The following is a 21,602-nucleotide window of genomic DNA, read 5'->3' as shown; positions in this document are numbered from 1 at the left end:
CATGGCACCTGAGACGCAAGCGGGACCGGCCGACGCCGCGCTGCCGCTCCCCCCGATGAAGTGGGACGCCTGGGGCGACCCGGCCCTCGCCAAGGAGCTGTCCGCGGACATCAAGGGGCTGCTCGCCGCCGCCCTCGGCGTCACCGGCGACGCCGCCCCCGGACCGGCCGCGGACGAGGTCGTGCTGCACCCCTCGCGGATCTCCGCCGACGACCTCAAGGCCCTCGCCGCCGCCGTCGGCGAGGCCCATGTCAGCGCCGCCGACGCCGACCGGCTCCCGCGCGCCGGCGGCAAGTCCACTCCCGACCTGCTGCGCCGCCGCAGCCGCGCGCCCCAGGACGCGCCCGACGCCGTCGTCCTGCCCGGCGACGAGCAGGAGATCGCCGCCGTCCTCGCGCTCTGCGCCGAACGCCGCATCGCCGTCGTCCCGTTCGGCGGCGGCACCAGCGTCGTCGGCGGCCTCGACCCCGAGCGCGGCTCCTTCACCGCCGTCGTCTCGCTCGACCTGCGCCGGTTCGACCGCCTCCACGACCTCGACGAGACCTCCGGCGAGGCCGTCCTCGGCGCCGGCCTCACCGGCCCGGCCGCGGAGGCCCTGCTCGCCGAACGCGGCTACGAACTCGGCCACTACCCGCAGAGCTTCCGCTACGCCACCATCGGCGGCTTCGCCGCCACCCGCTCCTCCGGCCAGGACTCCGCCGGCCACGGACGCTTCGACGAGATGGTCCGCGGCCTGCGCGTCGTCACCCCCGCCGGGGTGCTCGACCTCGGCCGCGCCCCCGCCTCCGCCGCCGGCCCCGACCTGCGCGAACTCTTCCTCGGCTCCGAGGGCACCCTCGGCGTCATCACCGCCGTCCGGCTCCGTGTTCACCCGCTGCCCGCCGTCAAGGCCTACGAGGCGTGGAGCCTGCCCGACTTCGCCACCGGCAGCGCCGCCCTGCGCGCCGTGGAGCAGGGCGGCACCGGACCGACCGTCATCCGGCTCTCCGACGAGGCCGAGACCATGGTCAACCTCGCCATGACCGAGCAGATCGGCGGCGCCCCCGCCGTCAGCGGCTGCCTCGCCGTCACCGTCTTCGAGGGCACCGCCGAACAGGTCGCCGCCCGCCACCGGCTCACCCGCGACACCCTGCTCGCCGCCGGCGCCACCTCCCTCGGCGAAGCCCCCGCCCGGGCCTGGGAACACGGCCGGTTCAACGCCCCCTACCTGCGGGACTCCCTGCTCAGCGCCGGCGCCCTGTGCGAGACCCTGGAGACGGCGACCGACTGGAGCCGACTGCCGGAGCTGCGCACCGCCGTCACCCAGGCCCTCACCACCGCCCTGCCCGGCGCCCTCGTCCTCTGCCACATCTCGCACGTCTACCCGACCGGCGCCTCGCTCTACTTCACCGTCGTCGCCGCCCTCGGCGAGGACCCGCTCGCCCGGTGGGCCGTCGCCAAGCGCGCCGCCTGCGACGCCATCGTCACCGTCGGCGCCACCATCACCCACCACCACGCCGTCGGCGCCGACCACCGGCCCTGGATGACCGACGAGATCGGCGAGTTGGGCGTGCGCATCCTGCGCGCCGTCAAGGCCGAACTCGACCCGGCCGGCATCCTCAACCCCGGCAAGCTGATCCCATGACCGGCCCGAGAACCGTCCACCGGGTCGCCGTTCTCACCAACCCGGCGGCGGGCGCCGGCCACGCCGCACCCGCCGCCCACCGGGCCGTCGCCCGCCTGCGCACCCTCGGCCTCGACGTCGACCGGCGCGCGGGCCGCGACCCCGAGGACTCCGTCCGCCTCGCCCGCCAGGCCGTCGCCGACGGCGTCGACGCGGTCGTGGTGGTCGGCGGCGACGGCATGATCAACCTCGCCCTGCAGGCCGTCGCCGGCACGGCCTGCCCGCTCGGTGTGATCCCCGCCGGCACCGGCAACGACCACGCCCGCGAATACGGCCTCCCGCTCGGCACCCCCGAGGCCGCCGCCGACGTCGTCGCCGCCGGACGCACCCGGACCGTCGACCTCGGCCGGGTCACCGCCGCCGACGGCACCACCCGCTGGTACGGCTCCGTCCTCGCCACCGGCTTCGACTCCCTGGTCAGCGACCGCGCCAACCGGCTGCGCTGGCCCCGCGGCCGGATGCGCTACAACCTGGCCATCCTCGCCGAGTTCGTCAACCTGCGCCCCCTGCCCTTCCGCATCACCCTCGCCGACGGCACCGTCATCGAACGCGACCTCACCCTGGCCGCCGTCGGCAACACCCGCAGCTACGGCGGCGGCATGCTGATGTGCCCCGCCGCGCTCCCCGACGACGGCCTCCTCGACCTCACCCTCGTCGCCGCCATGCCCCGCCTGCGCATCGCCCGCTTCTTCCCCACCCTCTTCAAGGGCACCCACACCACCCACCCCGAGGTCACCACCCACCGCACCACCTCCCTGCGGATCGACTCCCCCACCATCACCGCCTACGCCGACGGCGAGTTCATCGCCCCGCTCCCCGTCGACGTCACCGTCGACCGAGCCGCCCTCCACCTCCTGGTCCCCTGAACCGCCCGACGTCCCGACCGCACCCGGTCCGGCGCGCCACCCAACGCGCCGGGCCCCGAGGACCATTGCGGGCTCGGCTTCGGCCATGGGGCTCAGCCGGTCAGCCGGCGGCGCCAGAGGAGGGGGCGGATCTCGATGGCGTGGGACGGGTCGGCGTTCCAGACTGCCGGCAGGCCGGCGTCGGTGAGGGCGGCGACGACCTCGTGGCCGATGGCGGTGGTGGTCAGCGGGGAGGCGTCGAAGCCACCGTAGCGGAGGCTGAGGCCGTGGCCGGCGGCGGCGGAGTCGGTGCCCTGGGTGTGGAAGTAGACGTAGCCGTGGGCGTCCGGCGCTGCGGCGGCGGCGATCTCCGCGTCGCCGCAGGAGCGGCAGCAGGCGAAGTGCTCCCGCGCGGTGAGGCCGGCCGCCGTCAGGGCGGCGAAGGCGCGGGTGAGGCGTTCCGGGTCGGTCTCGCCGATCCAGCCGGTCTGCTCGCCGACGCGCTCCAGCCAGAGCCGGTCGGCGAGTTGCTCGGCCTGGTCGCGGGAGAGCGGGCGGTGATCTCCGGAGACGAGGTAGTCCTCGGCGAGTCCGGCGAGCTCGGCGCGGGTGGTGTAGCCGGCGGCCAGGGTGAGGCGCAGCCGGTCCTCCAGGTGCCCGAGGTCGGCGGCGGGCAGGTCGAGCGGCGGGGCGGGCTCGGGCCGCGGGCCCAGGTCGAGCGGCTGCCAGTCCAGTCCGTCGCCCCAGCCCGGCTCGCGCCGCGCCCAGCCGGTGATCGCGGCGATCACCGGATCGGGCCCGTCCGTCCGCACCTCGAAGTGCCGGGCGGCGGAGCCGTCGCGGTGTTCGAGCGTGTAGTCGCCGCCGTCGGCGTGCCACACCTGGATGAAGACCTCCGGCAGGTCCGGTATCCGCTGCGCGACCAGGAAGCGGTCGCCCTCCGCACCGATCCGCCGCACCAGCCGCGCCAACTCGTCCGCGCCCACCCGAAGGTGTCGCGTCCCGTCGTTCTCCTGCACCCCGATCGCCAGCATGTGGATCACCCAAGCACACGCCACTGACACCGGAGCATCAACAGGGACGACCGACCGGCCTCAGCCCGTCTGCTCGCGGCGGAGGCGGAACAGGACGTTGGGGCGCAGCGGACCCTCGGGGGCGTCCGGGTCCTCGAAGTCGTCGGCGGAGTCGGACGTCATCCCGAGGCGGCGCATGACGGCCTGGGAGCGGAGGTTGGTCGCGGTGGTGACGGCGAGGATCTCGGCGAGGCCCAGGGTGCCGAAGCCGTGGGCGAGGACGGCGCGGGCCGCCTCCGTCGCGTAGCCGTGGCCCCAGGCCGCGCGGGCCAGGCGCCAGCCGATCTCGACGCCGGTGAAGGGCAGGCCCTCGTCGACGTCGTCGAGGCCCGCGAAGCCGACGAACTCGCCGGTGGCCCGTACCTCGACGGCCAGCCAGCCGTAGCCGCGCGCCGCGCTCTCGGCCTGGAAGCGCGCCACCGAGGCGTCGCTCTGCTCGCGGGTGAGGACGTCCCCGAGGTGCTCGCGGACCTCGGGGTCGGCGTTCATCGCGGCCCACGGCGCGAGGTCGGTGTCCCGCCAGGGGCGGATGAGCAGGCGGTCGGTGCGCAGTTCGGTCATGTGGGCAAGCCAATGTCAGCCGTCCCCACCGGGGCAACCGCATTTCCCGCGGGCCCCGGCGGCCGGGCCGCCCCCAGATCCCGGCCCCTCAGCTCCCCGGCCTCAGATCCCCGCCCTCAGATCCCCGGCCGCGCCGTGATCCGTCCGGCGTCGATCGCGGCGAGCAGCTCCGCGTGGTCGAGCGCCGTCTGGTCCGCGTACCGGACGGAGAAGTCGGCGATCGCCTCCGCGAAGGTGTCCGCGCCGCCCAGGTAGCCGGCGATGGCGAGGCGGTCGCCGGTGCGGGCGTGGGCGCGGGCGAGGGTACGACCGCACAGGTCGGCGTAGCCGCGCAGGCCGGCCGGAGTCAGGTCGGCGACCTCCACCGAGCCCTTCATGTCGCGCAGTTGGCGGCCGTAGAAGTGGCGCCCGGCGGGGCCGGTGGTCCAGCCGAGGAAGATGTCGCTGGCGGCCTGCATGAGGTGCTGGCCGGTGACGACGCGGCGGCCGCCGTGGTGGGCGGCGACCTCGGCGGCGACCCGGGTGGGCGGCAGGTGCTCCTCCAGGACGGACCGCCCGGCCTCCTTGAGCTGGAGGAACAGCGGGTCGCGGGTGTCCCGGCCCTCCAGCAGGACGATGAAGCAGCGGGTTCCGACGCTGCCGACGCCGACGACCTTCGTGGCCGCGTCGACGAAGCGGTAGCGGTCGAGGAGGAGCCGGCGGTCCTCGGCGAGGGTGGCCCGGTAGTCGCTGAACACCTTGCCGATGTCGCGCAGTCCGGTCTTCTTCAGCGGTTCGATCAGCGGTGGCGCGCTGATGATGCACCGGCGCCCGTCCCGTTCCTCGGTGAGCTTGCCGAAGGCCTGCAGGCTGGTGCGGCGGCGGGCGTGGGCGAGGCCGTCCTCGGCCCGCTTGTGCCGCCCCGGCTTGCGCAGCAGCGGCAGCAGGTCGCCGGTGGCGATCCGGGAGTACCAGACGTCGAGTTCGCCGAGCCCCGCGAGGCGGCGCATCGCGGTGGCGTACCCCTGGACGGCGGCGCGGGCGGCGCGGTGGGCGCGGTCCTCGTCCTGCCCGTTGCCGCGGGCGGCGACGGCGATGCTGGCGGCGAGCCGTTTGACGTCCCATTCGAAGGGGCCGGGGTAGGTCTCGTCGAAGTCGTTGACGTCGAAGAGCAGGGCGCGTTCCGGCGAGGCGTACACGCCGAAGTTCAACAGGTGGGCGTCACCGCAGAGTTGGACGGTGAGGCCGGTGTCGGGGACGGCGGCGAGGTCGGCGGCCATGACGGCGGCGGCGCCGCGCAGGTAGGTGAAGGGGGTGTCGGCCATCCGCCCGTAGCGGATCGGCAGCAGCCGGGCGACCCGGTCCTCGCCCTGGCGCACCAGGACCTCGACCGGGTCCGGCCGGTCGGCGGCGGGGATCCACCGCCCGTGGGCGGAGCGGGAGACGCGGTCGCGGGCGGCCCGGCCGTGCCGGCGACGTTCGGCGGGGGTGGTCATGCGCGGCTCCTCGGTAGACGGGTCGCCGGGGCGACGGGTCGCCGGGACGACAGGTCGCCGGGACGGCGGGTGCATCTCCTCGCGACGCTAGGTCACCGCTGCCGGAGGGCGCACCGCGCACCCTCCGGCACTCGACCGAACGGATGAAACGGATGAACCCGCGTGCTCACTGCACGGTGAAGTCCGCCATCATCGCCATGTCCTCGTGCTCCAGGTTGTGGCAGTGCAACAGGTACGTCCCCCGGTAGTCGGTGAAGCGCACCAGGACCTCGGCCACCTCCGCCGGCCACAGGTCGACGGTGTCCTTCCAGCCGGCGTCGTACGGGCCCGGGTCCCTGCCGTTGCGGGTGAGCACCTGGAAGGGGTTGAGGTGGACGTGCACGGGGTGGTGCAGGTCGGTGGAGAAGCGCCACCGCTCGATGCTGCCGAGGGCGGGCCGGGCGAGGTCGCGTCCGGGCTGGTACGGGTCGTCGTTGATGGTCCAGCCGTCGTCGCGGCTGCGGCGGAATCTGAAGTGGCGGGTGGCGACGGCGGCGGAGGCGTCCAGGGCCTCGACGGCGGACAGCTTGTCGGGGACGGTCGAGTCGTCGCTGACCTGCCGGGAGGAGACGTCGAAGCGCATCACCTCCGCCGTGCGGCCGCTGCCGAAGCGGTTGACCAGGCGCACGGAGGTGCCCGGGGCGTAACGGGAGAAGTCGACGACGAGGTCGAAGCGCTCGGCGGGGGCGATCTCCAGGGCGTCGTGGGTGACCGGGGCCGCCAGCAGCCCGCCGTCGGAGCCGATCTGGACGAGGGCGTCGCCGCCGGAGGGCTGCGGGTCGAGTTCGAGCCGGTAGAGGCGGGCGTTGGAGGCGTTGAGCACGCGCAGCCGGTAGCGGGCGCGGTCGACGTCGAGGCGGGGCCAGGGGGCGCCGTTGACCAGGATGACGTCGCCGAGGACGCCGTTCATGTAGTCGTCGGTGACGCCGGGCACGGCGAGGGCCGCGTCGGTGGCGGGGTAGTGGAAGGAGCCGTCGGCGGCGAAGGCACGGTCGGCGAGCATCAGCGGGAGGTCGCGTTCGCCCTTCGGCAGCGGCAGGGCGTTCTCCTCGTCGTCGTGGACGAGGTGGAAGCCGGCCAGGCCGCGCCAGATCGCGGGGCCGGTGAAGCCCATCCGATGGTCGTGGTACCAGAGGGTGGCGGCGCGCTGGTTGCCCGGATAGGTGTGGGTGCGCTCGCCGGTGACGGTGTTTCCCGTCGCGTGCTGCATGCCGGGCATCCCCGACATGCCCTGGTCCGCGCCCGCACCCGAGGAGCCGACCGGCAGCAGCAGGTCGATGGGGTAGCCGTCGCTGTCGGCCGGGGTGTGGCCGCCGTGCAGGTGGACGACGGTCGCCACCGGCAGCTCGTTGCGGTGCTTGACCACCGCCGCCCGGCCGGACCGGGTGACCACGGTCGGCCCGGGGAAGGTGCCGCCGTACGTCCAGGCCTCGGTCCTGACGCCGGGCAGGATCTCCAGCTTGGCGACCTGCTGGGTGATCTCGTAGTAGTCGGTCGTCCCGTCGGTGCGCACCGGCTGGAGCACCGCCGGCACCGGCAGCGGGACCTGGAAGGGCTCGGGCAGGGCGAGGTCGCTGCTGAGTAGCCGGCCGGGGCGGCCCTCGGCGAGCAGCCGGGCGGCCGCGGGGACGGTGACGGCCGCCAGCGCGCCGGCGCCGAGGACGGAGGCTCCGAGGCCGAGGAACCGTCGGCGGTTCACTTGACCACCTCCCGCGACCTGGTGGGGCGCGGCAGCCGTCCGCTGCCGTCCGGCACGGGCAGGCTCCCCGCGCGGGCGGGCAGCGGGATCCGCCAGGCGCCGACCAGCCCGAACAGGACGCCGCTGACCAGCAGCACGCCCAGGGTGACGTGCACGCCGAGCGCCCGCCCGTAGCCGGCGCCGATCTGGCCGATGACGGCGACGGTCAGCAGGGCGGTGGTCCACAGCGGCCAGAGCGGGCCGCGGCCGGGCCGGCGGACCAGCGCGGCCACCACCAGCTGGCAGACGACGACGGTGGCCAGCATCATCGCGTTGCCCTCGTGGTCCTTGAGCGACTCGTAGGTGCCGTTGAGGAAGCTGCCGGCCAGCATGGCCTGGAGCACGGCCAGGAGGGTCAGGGTGGTCGCGGTGATGCGCAGCAGGATCAGCGGCCAACGGGGCGCGGGGGCCGCGGGAGGACTGCTCATGTCGGGCTACTCTCTGCTTCGGCGGGTCGGTCGGGGCGGGCGAGAGCGTAACTGATCCGACGTCACGATCGGCTCCGACAAAGGGTTCCGGACTTTTCCCACCATCCCATTGCGCCTGCTCGGCCGGGCTTTTGTCACCCGTCCGAGCGAGCCCCTCGTCCGGCCGTCCAGCGGTCCTCGAGGGCCGCCGGCCGGCGGTCCTCCAGCGGGTGCCGCACCCGCCCGAAGACACCCGCAGCAGAACGGAAGGGGGCTCCGAGCAGACGGAAAGGGGCCCCGTCCGGTGTTACCGGCCGGGGCCCCCGAAGGCACCAGGACCGCGGCTACTGCCGGGCGGCGCCCAGCTCCACCGGGCGGGTGCGCAGCAGGGCCCGGGCGGGCAGCCCGGTGGCGCCGAGGCAGAGCAGGACGGCTCCGGCGGCCAGCGGCAGGGCGAGCACCGGCGGGACGTACGGGGAGGAGTTGGCGACGCCCCGGGCGATCGGGACGAGGGCGATCCAGGCGATCGCCCCGCCGACCACCAGCCCGGTCGCGGCGACCAGCAGCGCCTCCCAGCGCATCATGCCGCGCACCTGGCACCGGGTGGTGCCGGCCAGCCGGAGCAGCGCGACCTCGCGGCGCCGGTCGAGGACGGTCATCACCAGGGTGTTGGCGGCGGTGACGGCCGCGAAGCCGCCGAGGACGCCGGCCATCACCTTGTTGGCCCAGGCGTTGAGCTCCATCATCTTGTCGGACTGGGCGACGAACCCGGCCCGGTCGGTCACGGTCGTCCCGCCGGGGCCCGCGAGCCCGGCCAGGGCGGCCGCCACCGCCGCGCGGTCGGCGCCCGGCGCGTCGGCGACCAGCACCTGGCTGTCGTACCCGGCGGTGACGTGCCCGACGACGGCCGCCCGCGGCAGCAGCACCTGGCCGAAGCCGAGCCCGCGGTCGTAGACGGCGACCACGGCGGGCCGCACGGGGGTGCCGTCGCCGAGCCGCAGCGACACCCGGTCGCCGACCTTGGCGTCCAGCGCGTCGGCCAGCGTGACGTCCAGGGCGACGGTGTCGTCGCCGCGGCCGAGGTCGGCGAGCGCGCCGCCGCGCACGCCCAGGTCGAGCACCCGGGACAGCCGGGCCGGGTCGCCGTCGACGCCGAGCGCGGTGGCGGAGGCGAGCTGCTGGCTGTGCTCGTACACCGCGGCGGTGCGCAGCACGCCGACCGCGGCGTCCACGCCGGGCACCTTGGCGGCGCGCTCGGCGGTGCCCGCGGGCAGGCCGGGGCCGGTGGAGCCGACCACGTGGTCGGCGGTGATGCCGTTGCGCACGTTCTCGCCGGTGGCGTGGCTGATGGTGCTCTGGAGGAACAGCAGGGTGCCGCAGAAGGCGGTGACGAGCACGATCGGGGTGATCGCGGAGGCCAGCCGGCGGGCGTTGGCCCGGGTGTTGTCGGCGGCCAGCGAGCCGGGCGCGCCGCCGGCCCGCAGCGGGGCACCGACCACCGCGGCGGCGATCCGGGCCACCCAGGGGCCGAGCAGGGCGACGGCCGTCATGAAGCACATGACCACGCCGAGCGCGGTGTTGGCGGCGTTCATCCCGTCCAGGGCGGCCGCGAAGACGGCGGCGGCCACGCCGCCGGCGGCGAAGACCAGCCCGATGACGGTGCGTACCTTGCCGGGGCGGGCCGGTTCGACGGCGGCCGCGCCGAGCGCCTGGCCAGGGCGCAGCCGGGCGGGGCGGCGGGCGGCCAGGAAGCCGGCGGTCAGCGCGGCGAGGGTGCAGGTGAGGATGGCGGCGAGCATCGGCAGCGGGCCGACGTCCAGCTGCACGCCCGGCGGCACCGCGCCGCGCGCGGCCAGCTCGTCGAACCACCAGTGGGCGAGGGCCAGCCCGGGCAGGATGCCGAGCGCGCCGGCGACCGGCGCGACCAGCACCGCCTCGGTGGCGATGGTGCGGCGGATCTGCCGCGGGGTGGCGCCGATGGCGCGCAGCAGGGCGAACTCACGGGCGCGCTGGCCGGTGGCCAGGGCGACGGTGCTCATCACGACGAAGATCGCGGTCATGGTGGCGTAGCCGCCGAAGGTGCCGCCGAGCCCCATCAGCAGGGTGCGGCCCTCGCCGATGGCGGGCTGCTCGACGGTGCCACGGCCGTCGCCGGTGAAGACCTTGGCGTCGGCGCCGACGGCCTGGCGGACCTGGGCGGCGAGCGCGGCGCGGTCCATGCCCTCGCGCGGCTGCACGGCGATCGCGTCGATCCGGCCGGGGTGGCCGGACAGGCGGTCGGCGGTGGCGTCGGCGAACCAGGCGGTGGGGCCGGCCGATTGGGCGGCGGCCAGGCCGGAGACACGGTAGGCACCGGTGCCGCCGGGGGCGGCGAGGGTGAGGCTCGCGCCGGGCGCGAGGTGGGCGGCACGCGCCGTGTCGGCGTCCAGCACCACCTCGTTCGCGCCGGGCGCGCGGCCCTCGACCAGCTTGTCGGCCGGGCCGGCGATGCCGAGCGCGGCGTAGCCCCGGCCGGTCAGGGCGGGGGTGCCGGCCCCGGCCGGCAGCGGGAAGGCGCTGTCCGGGCGGGCGGCGGCGACGCCGGACAGTGCGGCGATCCGGCTCACCAGGGCGGCGTCCGTCCGGGCCCGCTCGGGGGTGGTCAGCTCCCTGGTCTCGGTGTCCCTGCCGACCTTGACGGAGGTCTTCACCGCCTGGTCGGCCGCGACCACCACCGGGGCGCCGGCGTACCGCTGCGGTGCGACGCCCGCGGTCAGGCCGGTCTGCAGGAGGGCCCCGCAGGCCACCACCACGGCGGCGCCCAGCAGCAGGGCGATCAGGGTGCCCGCGAAGGACGCGGGCCGGAAGCGCACCGAGGCGCGTGCCAGTCCGTTGCTCATGCGCCCGCCCCGTTCCGCTCGGCCGCGAGGTCGTCCTGCTCGTTCCGCCCGATGGCGGAGTCGTTCCGCCCGATGGCGGAGTCGTTCCACTCGGTGGCGAGGTCGTTCCGCTGGTTCATGCCGCGACCCTCACCGGGCGGGCGGTGAGCCGGACCATCCGGTCGGCGACGGCCTGCGGCTCCGGGTGGTGGAGCTCGTCGACGATCGCGCCGCCGGCCAGGAACAGCACCCGGTCGGCGAACGAGGCCGCCACCGGGTCGTGGGTCACCATGACCACCGTCGCGCCCAGGTCGTCCACGGCGCGCCGCAGCAGGCCCAGCACCTCGTGCGCGGTGGTGGTGTCCAGCGCGCCGGTCGGCTCGTCGGCGAACACCACGTCCGGGCTGGTGATCAGCGCGCGGGCGATCGCCACCCGCTGCTGCTGGCCGCCGGAGAGCTGGCCGGGCCGCCGCTTGGCGTGCTCGCCCAGCCCGACCTGGGCCAGCAGCTCCCGGGCGCGGGCGCGGTCCTGGCGCTCGCCGGCGAGCCGCTGCGGGAGCAGCACGTTCTGCTCCACCGTCAGCGACGGAAGCAGGTTGAAGGACTGGAAGATGAAGCCGATCCGGCTGCGGCGCAGCTTGGTGAGCCGGTTCTCGCTCAGCCGGGTGATGTCCTCGTCGCCGAGGCGGATCTCCCCCTGGTCGGGCTTGTCCAGGCCCGCCGCGCACTGCAGGAAGGTGGACTTGCCGGAGCCGGACGGGCCCATCACGGCGGTGAAGCTGCCGTGCCCGAGCGCGAGGTCGATCCCGCGCAGCGCGTGCACGGTCTCGCCGCCGCGGCCGTAGGTACGGCGCACCCCGCGCAGCTCGATCGCGGGCCGGACGCTCTGCCCGGCGTACGGGCCGCCGGCGTACGCCCCGCTGGCGTACGGGCCGGCCTCGTACGGCTCGGTCGCGTACGGCTCGGTCGATGGGCGGTCGTGGCGGCGTGCCATGGGGTGGGCCTTCCTTCGGGGATCGTCGCTGGTCGTCGACGTGTTCCACGCTAGGAAGGACCGGGCTCGCGAACCATGGAGGCCGCTGGCGGACCGGGGGTGGGGATATCCCCACCGCCCTCCGGGGGGCAGCAGCGCGCGCGGGCGTCGCGAGCCCGTAACAGGGCAAGGACCCCGGCTCACACCACGTCGGCGGTGATCCCCTGGTAGGCGGCGCGCAGCTCGGCGAGCACGGGGTGGGCCGGGTCGAAGGCGGTGCCGTCGACCGCCGCCAGTGGGCGGACACCGACGCCCGCGTTCACCGCGAACGCGGCCGCGAAGCGGTCCAGCCCGGACGCCTCCACCGGCTCGCGCGACTGCGGCCCGTCGTACGCTCCGGCCAGCAGCGCGGCGGTGACGCCGGGCAGGCTCGGGCCGTCCGGCCAGACCAGTCGGCGGCCGTCGAGGAAGCCGACGTTCCAGGTGGCGCCCTCGGTCACCCGGCCACTGTCCGGGTCGACCAGCAACACGTCGTCGTAGCCGTCGAGTTGGGCCAGCCTGCGCTGATGGACCAGGCCGAACAGGCCGACGTGCTTCACCTCCGGCAGCTCCCGACGGTACGCCGCCGTCCGCACCCGCAGTGGGCCGGGCGCGGTCGTCGGGGCCGGGCGGGTGGTGACCAGCAGGCCGGGCCTGGCCGGGCCGCCGGGGCGCTCCAGGCCGAGCTCCGGGTCGTACCCGGTCACCCGGACGATCACCGGCGCACCGTCGGCGGGCAGCACCGCGCGGATCCGCTCCCGCGCCGCCACCCGGTCCAACTCGGCGGCGAACAGCGTCCGGCCGTCCCGGACCAGCCGGTCCAGGTGCAGTTCCAGGCCCCGGACCCGGCCCGCCTCGGCGCGCAGGGTCGTGAAGTGCCCGTAGTTCAGCAGCCCCAGTGCGGCCAGCCGCGCCGGGTCGGCCGGCGCGCCGTCGATCTCGATCTCAGCCATCCCCCGAGTCTGCCAGTCCCGGTACCGCCACCGGGGCCGTCGGCGGGTACTGCGGGCCGACCACCGGGCGGCCCGCCGCCCGGGCCGACTGCTCGAACTGCTCGATCTTGTACGCCAGCCCCTCCGGTTCCCCGGCGTCCGACCACCGCCACGCCTCCGCCCACCACTGCGGGCCGCGCACCAGCGGCCGGCCCTCGAGCGCCAGGTGCAGTGCCAGCGTCGACCGCGCGTACTCGCGCACCCAGCCGTCGGCGGCCCGGTAGTCGGGCGTCTCGCCCAACCGCAGCCAGCGGCCCTCGCGGCCGGCCGCGAGCATCGGCACCCAGCCCCGCGCCCGGTCCGCGACCAGCAGGTGCAGCCAGCCGTCCTCCTCGCGCACCTGGTAGCGCGGGAGTTGAGGCATCCGGGCCAGGGCCAGCGAGCGCTTCCAGCCGACCACCCAGAGGCCGCGGCGCAGGTAGTAGCGGACGGAGTGCGGCCAGGTCCAGTGCGCCTCCAGCCGGAAGCCGGGCAGGCCCTCCGCGACGGCCGCCGCGTACACCTCCTCCAGCGCCCCGGCGGCCAGGCCGCGGCCGCGCGCCTCGGGGATCACGTAGAGAGAGGAGACGGCGAGTTGGCCCGGCCCCCTGGTCCAGTTGTCCACAGCCACCGTGCCGGCCACGGCACCGCCCTCGTCCAGCACCCAGTAGCGGCGCCGGTACAACTCGCCGCCGGGCCACTCCCGGCCGCTCTCGCCCAGCCGTTCGCGCCACCGCCGCTCGGCCTCCGGCGCCAGCCCGTCCGGGGCCACCCGCTCCCCCAGCCCACCCTCCGCCAGGGACGCCAAGTCCCAGAGCGCGAACCGCTGTTCGTCCCCCACGGCGACCGCCCTCAGCCGCGGCCCCGCCGCCAGCCGGTCCTGCGCCCGCTCCACCGCCGCATCCCACGACCTCACCACGCGCGCCACGATAGCGGGGCTGCGGGCACTTTCCGTAATCCATCGAACACCGAACGTCAGATCGGATGCGAATCCCGCCGCGCCGTGGCTCGGACCGGAGGTAGGGGAAACCCGACCAGAGGACTCGACCTGACCGTGATGACCACGCTGACCTGCGGCGATGCAATGAAGGAGTGACGAATCGGCAAGACCTTCACGGCAGACGGCAGGCACGGGCGTGGTGCGGCGGATGGCTCCTCGCAGCCGGCTGGGCCGGGGCGTTCCCGCTCCTCTCCGACCTCGGCCCGCACCGCGCCTGGGGCGGCTGCGCCGCCGTCGGCTACCTGCTGGCGGCGCTCGCCGCCCTCCTGCCGCCGCGCCGGGGCCGGCGGCTGTCCGTCGCCCTCGCCCTCGCCGGGGCGGTCGCCGTGCCCCTGGTCGCACTGGTCCTGACCGGCCGGGGACAGAGCGAGGTCGGGGTGATCGAACGCTCCGGGGCACTGCTGCTGCACACCGGCACGCCGTACCTCGCCGAACCGCGGACGGTCGCCGAATACACGCCGTACCTGCCGGGGATGGCGCTCCTCGGACTGCCCCGGGCCCTGCTGGACGGCCTGCCGGCGGCCTGGTCCGGCGGCCTTCCCGCGGCCCCGGCCCGGCTGGTGGGCGACGCGCGGCTCTGGTGCGCGGCCGTGTTCCTGGCCTGCCTGCTGCGCTCCGCACCCGCCGGGCGCCGGACCGCCCTGGCCGCGCTGGCCGCCTCACCGGTGGTCGCGCTGCCGCTCTGCGTCAGCGGCGTCGACCTGCCGATGACCGGCTTCTGCTGGCTCGCCCTCACCCTCGCCGCCCGGCAACGGCCCGTCACCGCCGGGCTGGCCCTCGCCGCCGCCTGTTCCCTCAAGTGGACGGCCTGGCCGGCCGTCGCCGTGGTCACCGCCCTGCTGGCCGCCACCGCCGGACGGCGCCCCGCCCTGCGTGCCGCCGCCGTCGCGGTCGGCGGCACGGCCCTGCTGATCCTGCCCGGCGCGGTGCGCTCGCCCCGGCCGATGCTCCAGCAGGTCTTCGCCTTCCCCACCGGGCGCGGCGACCTGCCCACTCCCGCCGCCAGCCCCCTGCCCGGACGGCTGCTCGCCGACCTCGGCCCGCCCGGCTGGTACGCCGCCGTCGGCCTGCTGCTGCTCGCCGCCCTCGCCCTCGCGGCCTCCCTGCTCACCCACCCGCCCCGGCACGCGGCGGCCGCCGCCGACCGGCTCGCCCTCGGGCTCGCCCTGGCCTTCCTGCTCGCCCCCGCCGGGCGGTTCGGCTACCTCGCGCTGCCGCTCGTCCTCGTCCTGCTCCCCCGGCTCCCGCTGCTCCTCCCTCCGACGCCGAACCCGACGCCGAACCCGAACCCGACGCCGAACCCGAACCCGAACCCGAACCCGAACCCGAACCGAGGTCTCAGCCGCCCATGGGCACCACACTCATCGTCACCAACGACTTCCCGCCCCGCCAGGGCGGCATCGAAACCTTCGTCCACGCCCTCGCCACCCGCCTGCCCGGCTCCGACGTCGTGGTCTACACCTCCGCAGAACCGGGCGCGGACCGCCACGACGCCGCTCTCCCCTTCCCGGTGATCCGCGACCAGGCCCGCACCCTGCTGCCCACCACCCGGGCCACCCGCCGCGCCGCCGAGATCGCCCGTGCCCACGGCTGCGACCGGGTCTGGTTCGGCGCCGCCGCCCCGCTCGCCGCGATGACCCCCGGCCTGCTCCGCCAGGCCGACGGCATCCGCCGCACCGTCGCCACCACCCACGGCCACGAGATCTGGTGGGCCCGCACCCCCGGCGCCCGCCGTCTGCTGCGCCGGATCGGCCGCAGCGTCGACGTCGTCACCTACCTCGGCGAGTACACCCGTGCCCGGATCGCCCCCGCCCTCGGCCCGGACGCCCGGCTGGCGCGCCTGGTGCCGGGCGTGGACCCGGACCGCTTCCGGCCCGCCGAGGACGGCGCGCGCCGGGCCCGGTCCGGGCCGGTGATCCTCTGCGTGGCCCGCCTCGTCCCGCGCAAGGGGCAGGACGTGCTGATCCGCGTCCTGCCCGCGATCCGCCGGGCCGTCCCCGGCGCCACCCTCGTGCTCGTCGGCCAGGGCCCGGACGAGGACCGCCTGCGCGCCCTCGCCCACCGGTGCACCGAACCGGGCACCGTCGAATTCACCGGCGGCCTCGACCACGCGGCCACCGCGGCCCATTACGCCGCTGCCGACGTCTTCGCCATGCCCTGTCGCACCCGCCGCGCCGGCCTCGAAGCCGAAGGCCTCGGCATCGTCTACCTCGAAGCGGCCGCCGCCGGACTCCCGGTCGTCGCCGGCCGCTCCGGTGGCGCCCCCGACACCGTCCTCGACGGCGTCACCGGCACCGTCGTCAACGGCCGCGACCCCGCCGGCGTGGCCGCCGCCCTCACCCGCCTCCTCCTCGCCCCGGCGGCCGACCGCGCCCGCATGGGCGCCGCCGGCCGCCACTGGGCCACCACCCACTGGACCTGGGACGCCTCCGCCCACCGCCTCGCCCACCTCCTCGACCCCGCCCACCCGGTTCCCGCCCGCCCCGTTCCCGCCCGCCCCGTTCCCGACGCCCTCGCCGAGCCCTCCTGACACCCCCCGATCCTGTCAACCATGCTTCACCCGAGGGGAGTTCGAACCCGAGGTCCATCCCCCACCGGCCCGCGGACGACCTCTCCTCCGGGGAGTGAAAGCGATGGGCAGGGCCGCGAAACGGCGATGCCGCCCCGCCGACCGCGTGCGCCCGCCAGGTGCGCCGCCAGCGCACGAAATCCCGAACGCGCAAGGGGCGCAACCCTTTTTCATCATATGAATATTTGCCTTCCGGTTTTCAATCCGACCGGATCACGGAAACCCGAGGAGTACAGCGGAAATCACGAGGAGGTGGGCACGATGCTGGACGTCGAACGATTGCTGGCCGACTGCCTCCAGGACGTTCGCGGCCTTCCGCGGGGAACGGTACCGGTCGATTCCGCGGGCCCCGAATACGAGGCCGCGCGCCGCACCTTCCTGACCGCCGGGCTGTCCGCGCTGCGCGACGACAGGCCGGAGGACGGCTGGGTCCAGATCAACCTCACGCCGGGACCGGCCACTTGGCACCGGACCTACCGCGCCGTCGCGGACACGGCCCGCGACCTGATCGCCGACGGCTCGGCCCGCTCCTTCTTCTTCATGCACAAACCGCCAGGGCTGCGGGTACGGTTCGAGGCCGGCCGTTCGGACACCGAGGAACTGCGCGAGGAACTCGTGCGCCGTTTCCGCGAGGTGGACGGACGGTCGCGGCCGCCGCGGTGCGGAAGGTACGAGCCGGAGACCTATCTCTTCGGCGGCCCGCGGTCGATGCGACACGTCCACGACCTGTTCACCGTCGACTCCCTGGCCTGGCTCGATCACCACGACGCCGTCGCCGCGCCGGGCCGACCGGAGACGGTCGCGGAGTGGCGGTTCTCCCTGTACCTCCTCGGTGAACTCCTCGACGGCCTCGGCATCGTCGGCTGGGAGCACCGCGGGGTCTGGCAGGTGCTGCGGGACGACGTCGGGCGCAACCTGGGCACCGACCCGGACGACGACGCCCGGCGCGCCGCCGACCTGTTCGCCCAGTTCGCCGACCACGCCCGGCGGGACGACCGGCGGGCGGCGCACGCGCCCTACTCGCCGCGGAGGTGGGCGAGGACGGCGAGGACGCGGCGGTTGCCCTCGGTGGGGTCGAGGTCGAGCTTCATGAAGATGTTGCCGCAGTGCTTGACCACCGAGGCCTCGGTGATGGTGAGCCGGGCGGCGACGGCCTGGTTGTTGAGGCCTTCGGCCATGAGGGCCAGGACTTCGCGTTCGCGGGGGGTGAGGCGGGTGAGCGGGCGGTCGGTGGACTGCCGGCGCATCAGGACGCGGACCACGTCGGGGTCGATGACGGTCTCGCCGGCGGCGACCCTGCGCAGGGCGTCGAGGAAGTCGGCGACCTCGCCGACCCGGTCCTTCAGGAGGTAGCCGAGGCCGGCGGGTTGGGCGCCGGCGGCGGCGAGCAGGCGGGTGGCGTACGGGGTGGCGACGTACTGGGAGAGCACCAGGACGGGCAGGCCGGGGTGGCGTTCACGCAGGTCGAGGGCGGCGCGCAGGCCCTCGTCGGAGAAGTCGGGCGGCATCCGGACGTCCGTGATGACGGCGTCGGGCCGTTCCGCGTCGACGGCGGCGGCGAGGGCGCGGGCGTCGCCGACGGCGGCGGTCACCCGGTGGCCGCCGAGGGTGAGCAGCTCGACGAGTCCGGCACGCAGCAGGACGGCGTCCTCGGCGATCACGACCCGGAGCACGGGACCTCCAGCCGCAGTGTGGTCGGGCCGCCCGTCGGGCTCGTCACCATCAGCCGTCCTTTCAGGAGTGCCACCCGGTCGGCGAGTCCCCGCAGTCCGGCCCCGGCGGCCGGGTCGGCCCCGCCGTGGCCGTCGTCGGTCACCTGGAGCACCAGGCGGCCGTCGGCGACGCTCCCGCGGACGGTGATCGCGGTGGCGCCGCTGTGCTTGGCGGCGTTGGTGAGCGCCTCGGTGACGGTGAAGTAGGCGGTCGTCTCGACCGGCGCGGGCAGCCGGCCTGGGAGGTCGAGGTCGGCCTCGACCGGGATGGGGTGGCGCAGCGCGACCTCGGCGACGGCGGCGGCGAGGCCGTGGTCGGTGAGGACCTGGGGGTGGATGCCCCGGACCAGGCCGCGCAGTTGCTCCAGGGCCTGCCGGGCCTCGCCCCGGGCCCGGGCGACCAGCGCCGCGGCCTGGGCCACGGCCGGGTCGGCAGCCGCATCGGCAGCCGGGTCGACGGAGGGATCGGCCGGGTCGGCTTCGCACAGGCGGCCGCGCAGCGCGTGGTCGGCGAGGCCGAGGGTCATGCTGAGCGCGACGAGCTGCTGTTGGGCGCCGTCGTGCAGGTCGCGTTCGATGCGGCGGCGTTCGGCCTCGAAGGCGTCGGCCAGCCGGGCCCGGGAGCGGGTGAGTTCGAGGACCTGCCGGCCGAGGTCCTCGTCGCGGGGCCCGAGCAGGAGGCGGGCGAGTGCCACGTGGGCGGTGGTCAGCAGGGCACCGGCGTAGGCGCAGAGGAGCAGTCCGGCCAGCCCGACGGCGGTGAACGGCAGTGCGGCGAGCGGCCCGGACACCACCCGCCCGGGAATGATCATGACGGTCTCGGGGGCGAGCGCCCAGACGATCGCCGGGGAGACGACCAGGGCGCCGGCGAACAGCAGCACGGCGGTGAAGCCGAGCGCGGCGGCGGCGAGGACGGTCGCGGTGAGCGCGGTGTGGGCGAGTTCGCGCCAGGTGGCGCGCTCGCGCAGGCGGGTCCGCAGCCGGGCGCGGCGGCCGGCTCCGGGCAGCGGGCGGTGCGGGTCGGGGACCGGCACCGGTTCGACCAGCCGCAGCCGCCGCCGTTCGACGGCGGCCACCGGGACGCCCGCGAGGGCCAGGGCGAGGAGGACCAGCAGTCCGACGCCGACCACGGACAGCCCCAGGCCGACCGCCAGCAGCGCCGCCAGGACGACCAGCAGCAGCGGTCCGAGCAGCGCGCCGCCGAGCAGGTACGCCCAGCAGCGCGGCACCCACCGGGTGAACGGGAAGCGCAGCGGGTGGGCGCGCAGCGCGGCCCAGACGGCCACCGGCGGCTGCTCCTCCTCGTTCACCCGGTCACTCTAACGAACCGTCTGACCAGGCCTCGGAACGGCAGCGGCGGTACTGGCGGCAGCGACCGCCGGGCGGGGTCCGGGGCGGGGGCGGGTCAGGACGACGGCGGCGATCACCAGCACTCCGCCCACCAGGGCGTTCCAGCCGACCGGTTCGGCGAGGAAGGCCGCACCGAGGGCGGTGGACCACAGCGGCATGACATAGGTGACCGCGGAGGCCACCGCGGTGCCGGCCGTGCGGACCAGGCCGAGGTTGAGCAGGTACGCGAGGCCGGTGCCGACCGCGCCCAGCACCAGCAGGGCGCCGGCCGCGCCCGCGCCCGGCCAGTGCGGGGCGCCCGCGGCGAACGGCGCGATGAAGGCCAACTCGACGGTGGCGCAGGCGATCTGGACGGCGGAAAGGGTGACCACCGACTCCGGCCGGCCGGAGAGGAAGCGGCGCAGGTAGGCGAAGCCCGCGCCGTAGCAGCAGGCGGCAGCCAGACAGGCGAGGCCGCCGGCGGCCTCGCCGGAGCCGATGCCGCGCCAGACCCCGAGGACGGTGAGCACGCCGACGAAGCCGAGAGCGAGTCCGGAGAGCCGGTGCGCGCCCGGGCGGCGCTCCGCGGGGACGGTGAGGACGGCGAACAGCAGGGTGAACAGCGGGGTGGTCGCGTTCATCACCCCGGCGAGGACGGAGCTGACCCGGGTCTCACCGAACGAGAACAGGGTGAACGGCACGGTGTTGAGGAGCACCGCCAACACCGCCGAGTGCCCCCAGAGCGCGCGGTCGCGGGGAGCGCGCTCGCCACGCAGGACGAGGATCGTCCACAGCGTGACCGCCCCGAGGACGCAGCGCCAGAGCGCCACCCAGAGCGGCGGCACCCCCGCCTCCACCGCCACCTTGATCAGCGCGAAGCTCGCGCCCCAGATCGCCGACAATGCCACGAAGCCCGGCAACCAGCGCCGCACCCCGACCACCTCCCCGTTCGTCCCGTCCCGTTCCGTTCCGTACCGTTCCGGGGCTGTTCCAGGCGTGCGCCCGGCCCGTTCCGTCTGTGTCGTCTGTGTCGTCTGTGTCGTCTGTGTCGTCTGTGTCGTCTGGACAGAGTCTGGCCCGGCGGCGGACCATGAGTCCAACAAGTGGCAGTGCCGGAAGGGTGAGGAAGTCTCATGGCCTCGGAGGTCAACCTGGCCCAGCTGAGGGCCCTGGTCGCGGTCGCCGACGCCGGCGGGTTCGGCGCGGCCGCCGACGACCTGGGCATCAGCCAGTCCGCCGTCTCGCACGCCGTCGCCGCGCTGGAGCGCGTCCTCGGCGCGCCCGTCCTGCTGCGCGGCAACCCGGCCCGGCCCACCCCGCTGGGCGAGCAGATCCTCCCGCACGCCCGCACCGCCGTCGCCTCCGCCGCCGCCGTACGCACCATCGCCACCCGGCACTCCGGCGGCCCCACCGGCACCGTCCGGCTCGCCGCGCCGACCACCGTGTGCCAGGCACTGCTGCCCGGGCTGCTCCGGGACTGGAAGGACGCCTACCCGCAGGTCACCGTCCGGGTCTTCGAGGGCGAGGACGCCGAACTGACCGCCTGGCTGGAGGCGGGCACCGTCGACGCCGCCGTCCTGGTCGACGCGGGCCCGCTCCCGCCCGGGGCGGTCGCGCTCGGCGCCGACTCCATGCACGCGCTGCTGCGCCGCGACCACCCGCTCGCCGGGCAGGAGACCATCCACGTCGCCGAGCTGGAGGACGACGACTTCCTGCTCTCCGAGGGCGGCTGCGAACGCCACATCCGCGAGGCCTACCGCCGGGCCGGCACCCGCTTCACGCCCCGGCACCGCATCCGCGACCTCAACACGCTCATCGGGATGGTGCACGCGGGCGTCGGGGTCTCGGTGATGCCCGCGCTGGCGCTGACCATGGTCCCGGCCGACTGCGTCCTCGTCCCGATCCGGCCCGCCGTCCACCGCACGCTCACGCTCACCGGGCCGACCAGCCGGCCGTGGTCGCCGGCGGTCGGCGGGCTGCTGGCGGCGGTGGGGGCGGCGCAGGGGGTCGGGGCCGAGGTCGGGTCCGGGGCCGTGCGCGGGGTCGGGGCGGCGGCGGGCGGCTGACGGCGCTTTTCGGCGTTCCGTCCCGGAGCTCACCACCACGGCCCTGACCTGGTGCGATGCGCCCGACGGCGGTCGCGTAGATTCGGGGCCGGGCTGACGGGGCGTCCGGTGAGGAGGAGCGGGTGGAGCGGGGGCAGGGGCGGGTCCGGGCGATCCGGGCCATCGGCGCGCCGAGGCCGTTACCATCGCCTCTATGCCGCCGCAGGACCACCCCGACCACGACGAGCAGGTGCCGGCGCACCCTCGACGGGGGGTGCTGAGGTGTGGTATACCACCATCGCCCC

18 protein-coding genes and 1 pseudogene are annotated in these 21,602 nt (G+C 75.7%); 6 read left to right on the top strand and 13 right to left on the bottom strand.

Annotation, left to right across the window (positions count from 1 at the left end):
* The first annotated feature begins 1 nt into the window (after position 1).
* Positions 2 to 1,624 carry an FAD-binding oxidoreductase gene (locus ACIOJE_RS34735; RefSeq protein WP_400781793.1) on the top strand — a complete coding sequence of 541 codons (1,623 nt, stop codon included), beginning with the start codon at positions 2 to 4 and terminating at the stop codon, positions 1,622 to 1,624.
* Complete coding sequence (locus tag ACIOJE_RS34730; RefSeq protein WP_400781790.1) at positions 1,621 to 2,529, top strand: diacylglycerol kinase; 909 nt, start codon at positions 1,621 to 1,623, stop codon at positions 2,527 to 2,529. The genes ACIOJE_RS34735 and ACIOJE_RS34730 overlap by 4 nt, the downstream gene beginning before the upstream one ends.
* Before the next feature lie 92 nt (positions 2,530 to 2,621).
* On the opposite strand, the gene ACIOJE_RS34725 is transcribed toward ACIOJE_RS34730, so the two are convergent.
* The 10 genes from ACIOJE_RS34725 to ACIOJE_RS34680 form a co-directional block, all read right to left on the bottom strand.
* Positions 2,622 to 3,542 carry a DUF6891 domain-containing protein gene (locus ACIOJE_RS34725; protein WP_400781787.1) on the bottom strand — a complete coding sequence of 307 codons (921 nt, stop codon included), beginning with the start codon at positions 3,540 to 3,542 and terminating at the stop codon, positions 2,622 to 2,624.
* A 60-nt stretch (positions 3,543 to 3,602) separates the two neighbouring features.
* Entirely contained in the window at positions 3,603 to 4,142 is a 540-nt protein-coding gene (locus tag ACIOJE_RS34720; RefSeq protein WP_400781784.1) for a GNAT family N-acetyltransferase, read from the bottom strand.
* Positions 4,143 to 4,258: 116 nt separating this feature from the next.
* Positions 4,259 to 5,617 carry a DUF2252 domain-containing protein gene (locus ACIOJE_RS34715; RefSeq protein ID WP_400781781.1) on the bottom strand — a complete coding sequence of 453 codons (1,359 nt, stop codon included), beginning with the start codon at positions 5,615 to 5,617 and terminating at the stop codon, positions 4,259 to 4,261.
* Between the two features lie 166 nt (positions 5,618 to 5,783).
* Positions 5,784 to 7,355 carry a multicopper oxidase family protein gene (locus ACIOJE_RS34710; protein ID WP_400781779.1) on the bottom strand — a complete coding sequence of 524 codons (1,572 nt, stop codon included), beginning with the start codon at positions 7,353 to 7,355 and terminating at the stop codon, positions 5,784 to 5,786.
* Entirely contained in the window at positions 7,352 to 7,822 is a 471-nt protein-coding gene (locus ACIOJE_RS34705; protein WP_280685993.1) for a hypothetical protein, read from the bottom strand. Before ACIOJE_RS34705 ends, ACIOJE_RS34710 begins: the two co-directional genes overlap by 4 nt.
* 323 nt (positions 7,823 to 8,145) lie before the next feature.
* Positions 8,146 to 10,680 (bottom strand): FtsX-like permease family protein, encoded by a 2,535-nt coding sequence (locus tag ACIOJE_RS34700; RefSeq protein ID WP_400781776.1) that lies wholly within the window; start codon positions 10,678 to 10,680, stop codon positions 8,146 to 8,148.
* A complete protein-coding gene (locus tag ACIOJE_RS34695; protein WP_400781773.1) occupies positions 10,677 to 10,799 on the bottom strand; it encodes a hypothetical protein in 123 nt (40 codons plus the stop codon). The genes ACIOJE_RS34700 and ACIOJE_RS34695 overlap by 4 nt, the downstream gene beginning before the upstream one ends.
* Positions 10,796 to 11,653, bottom strand: coding sequence for an ABC transporter ATP-binding protein (locus tag ACIOJE_RS34690; RefSeq protein ID WP_280685991.1), 858 nt, complete (start codon positions 11,651 to 11,653; stop codon positions 10,796 to 10,798). Before ACIOJE_RS34690 ends, ACIOJE_RS34695 begins: the two co-directional genes overlap by 4 nt.
* A gap of 179 nt (positions 11,654 to 11,832) precedes the next feature.
* The gene (locus tag ACIOJE_RS34685; protein ID WP_400781769.1) at positions 11,833 to 12,624 is read right to left on the bottom strand and encodes an aminotransferase class IV; all 792 of its coding nucleotides are present in this window, start codon (positions 12,622 to 12,624) and stop codon (positions 11,833 to 11,835) included.
* Positions 12,617 to 13,561 carry a GNAT family N-acetyltransferase gene (locus ACIOJE_RS34680; RefSeq protein WP_400781766.1) on the bottom strand — a complete coding sequence of 315 codons (945 nt, stop codon included), beginning with the start codon at positions 13,559 to 13,561 and terminating at the stop codon, positions 12,617 to 12,619. The genes ACIOJE_RS34685 and ACIOJE_RS34680 overlap by 8 nt, the downstream gene beginning before the upstream one ends.
* A gap of 173 nt (positions 13,562 to 13,734) precedes the next feature.
* Here ACIOJE_RS34680 and ACIOJE_RS34675 point away from each other — a divergent pair, with 173 nt between their 5' ends.
* The 3 genes and pseudogenes from ACIOJE_RS34675 to ACIOJE_RS34665 form a co-directional block, all read left to right on the top strand.
* Positions 13,735 to 15,156: a hypothetical protein gene (locus tag ACIOJE_RS34675; RefSeq protein WP_400781764.1), complete on the top strand. Its 1,422-nt coding sequence runs from the start codon at positions 13,735 to 13,737 to the stop codon at positions 15,154 to 15,156.
* A complete protein-coding gene (locus tag ACIOJE_RS34670; protein WP_400781856.1) occupies positions 15,042 to 16,172 on the top strand; it encodes a glycosyltransferase family 4 protein in 1,131 nt (376 codons plus the stop codon). Before ACIOJE_RS34675 ends, ACIOJE_RS34670 begins: the two co-directional genes overlap by 115 nt.
* 21 nt (positions 16,173 to 16,193) lie before the next feature.
* Positions 16,194 to 17,207, top strand: a pseudogene (locus tag ACIOJE_RS34665) (thiopeptide-type bacteriocin biosynthesis protein); the annotation flags it as partial.
* 20 nt (positions 17,208 to 17,227) lie between these two features.
* Here the strand turns inward: ACIOJE_RS34665 and ACIOJE_RS34660 are convergent.
* Genes ACIOJE_RS34660 through ACIOJE_RS34650 form a run of 3 tightly spaced genes read right to left on the bottom strand, consistent with a single transcriptional unit; the run spans position 17,228 to position 20,184 of the window.
* Positions 17,228 to 17,884 carry a response regulator gene (locus tag ACIOJE_RS34660; protein WP_400781761.1) on the bottom strand — a complete coding sequence of 219 codons (657 nt, stop codon included), beginning with the start codon at positions 17,882 to 17,884 and terminating at the stop codon, positions 17,228 to 17,230.
* A complete protein-coding gene (locus ACIOJE_RS34655) occupies positions 17,869 to 19,233 on the bottom strand; it encodes a sensor histidine kinase (RefSeq protein ID WP_400781759.1) in 1,365 nt (454 codons plus the stop codon). The genes ACIOJE_RS34660 and ACIOJE_RS34655 overlap by 16 nt, the downstream gene beginning before the upstream one ends.
* 9 nt (positions 19,234 to 19,242) lie before the next feature.
* Positions 19,243 to 20,184, bottom strand: coding sequence for a DMT family transporter (locus ACIOJE_RS34650; RefSeq protein WP_400781756.1), 942 nt, complete (start codon positions 20,182 to 20,184; stop codon positions 19,243 to 19,245).
* 201 nt (positions 20,185 to 20,385) lie between these two features.
* On the opposite strand from ACIOJE_RS34650, the gene ACIOJE_RS34645 reads away from it, so the two are divergent.
* Entirely contained in the window at positions 20,386 to 21,318 is a 933-nt protein-coding gene (locus tag ACIOJE_RS34645) for a LysR family transcriptional regulator substrate-binding protein (RefSeq protein ID WP_280685984.1), read from the top strand.
* The last annotated feature ends 284 nt before the right edge of the window (positions 21,319 to 21,602 follow it).

This window comes from Kitasatospora sp. NPDC087861, from assembly GCF_044742585.1.
GTDB lineage: Bacteria > Actinomycetota > Actinomycetes > Streptomycetales > Streptomycetaceae > Kitasatospora.
This window is presented reverse-complemented; position numbering and strand designations above follow the sequence as displayed.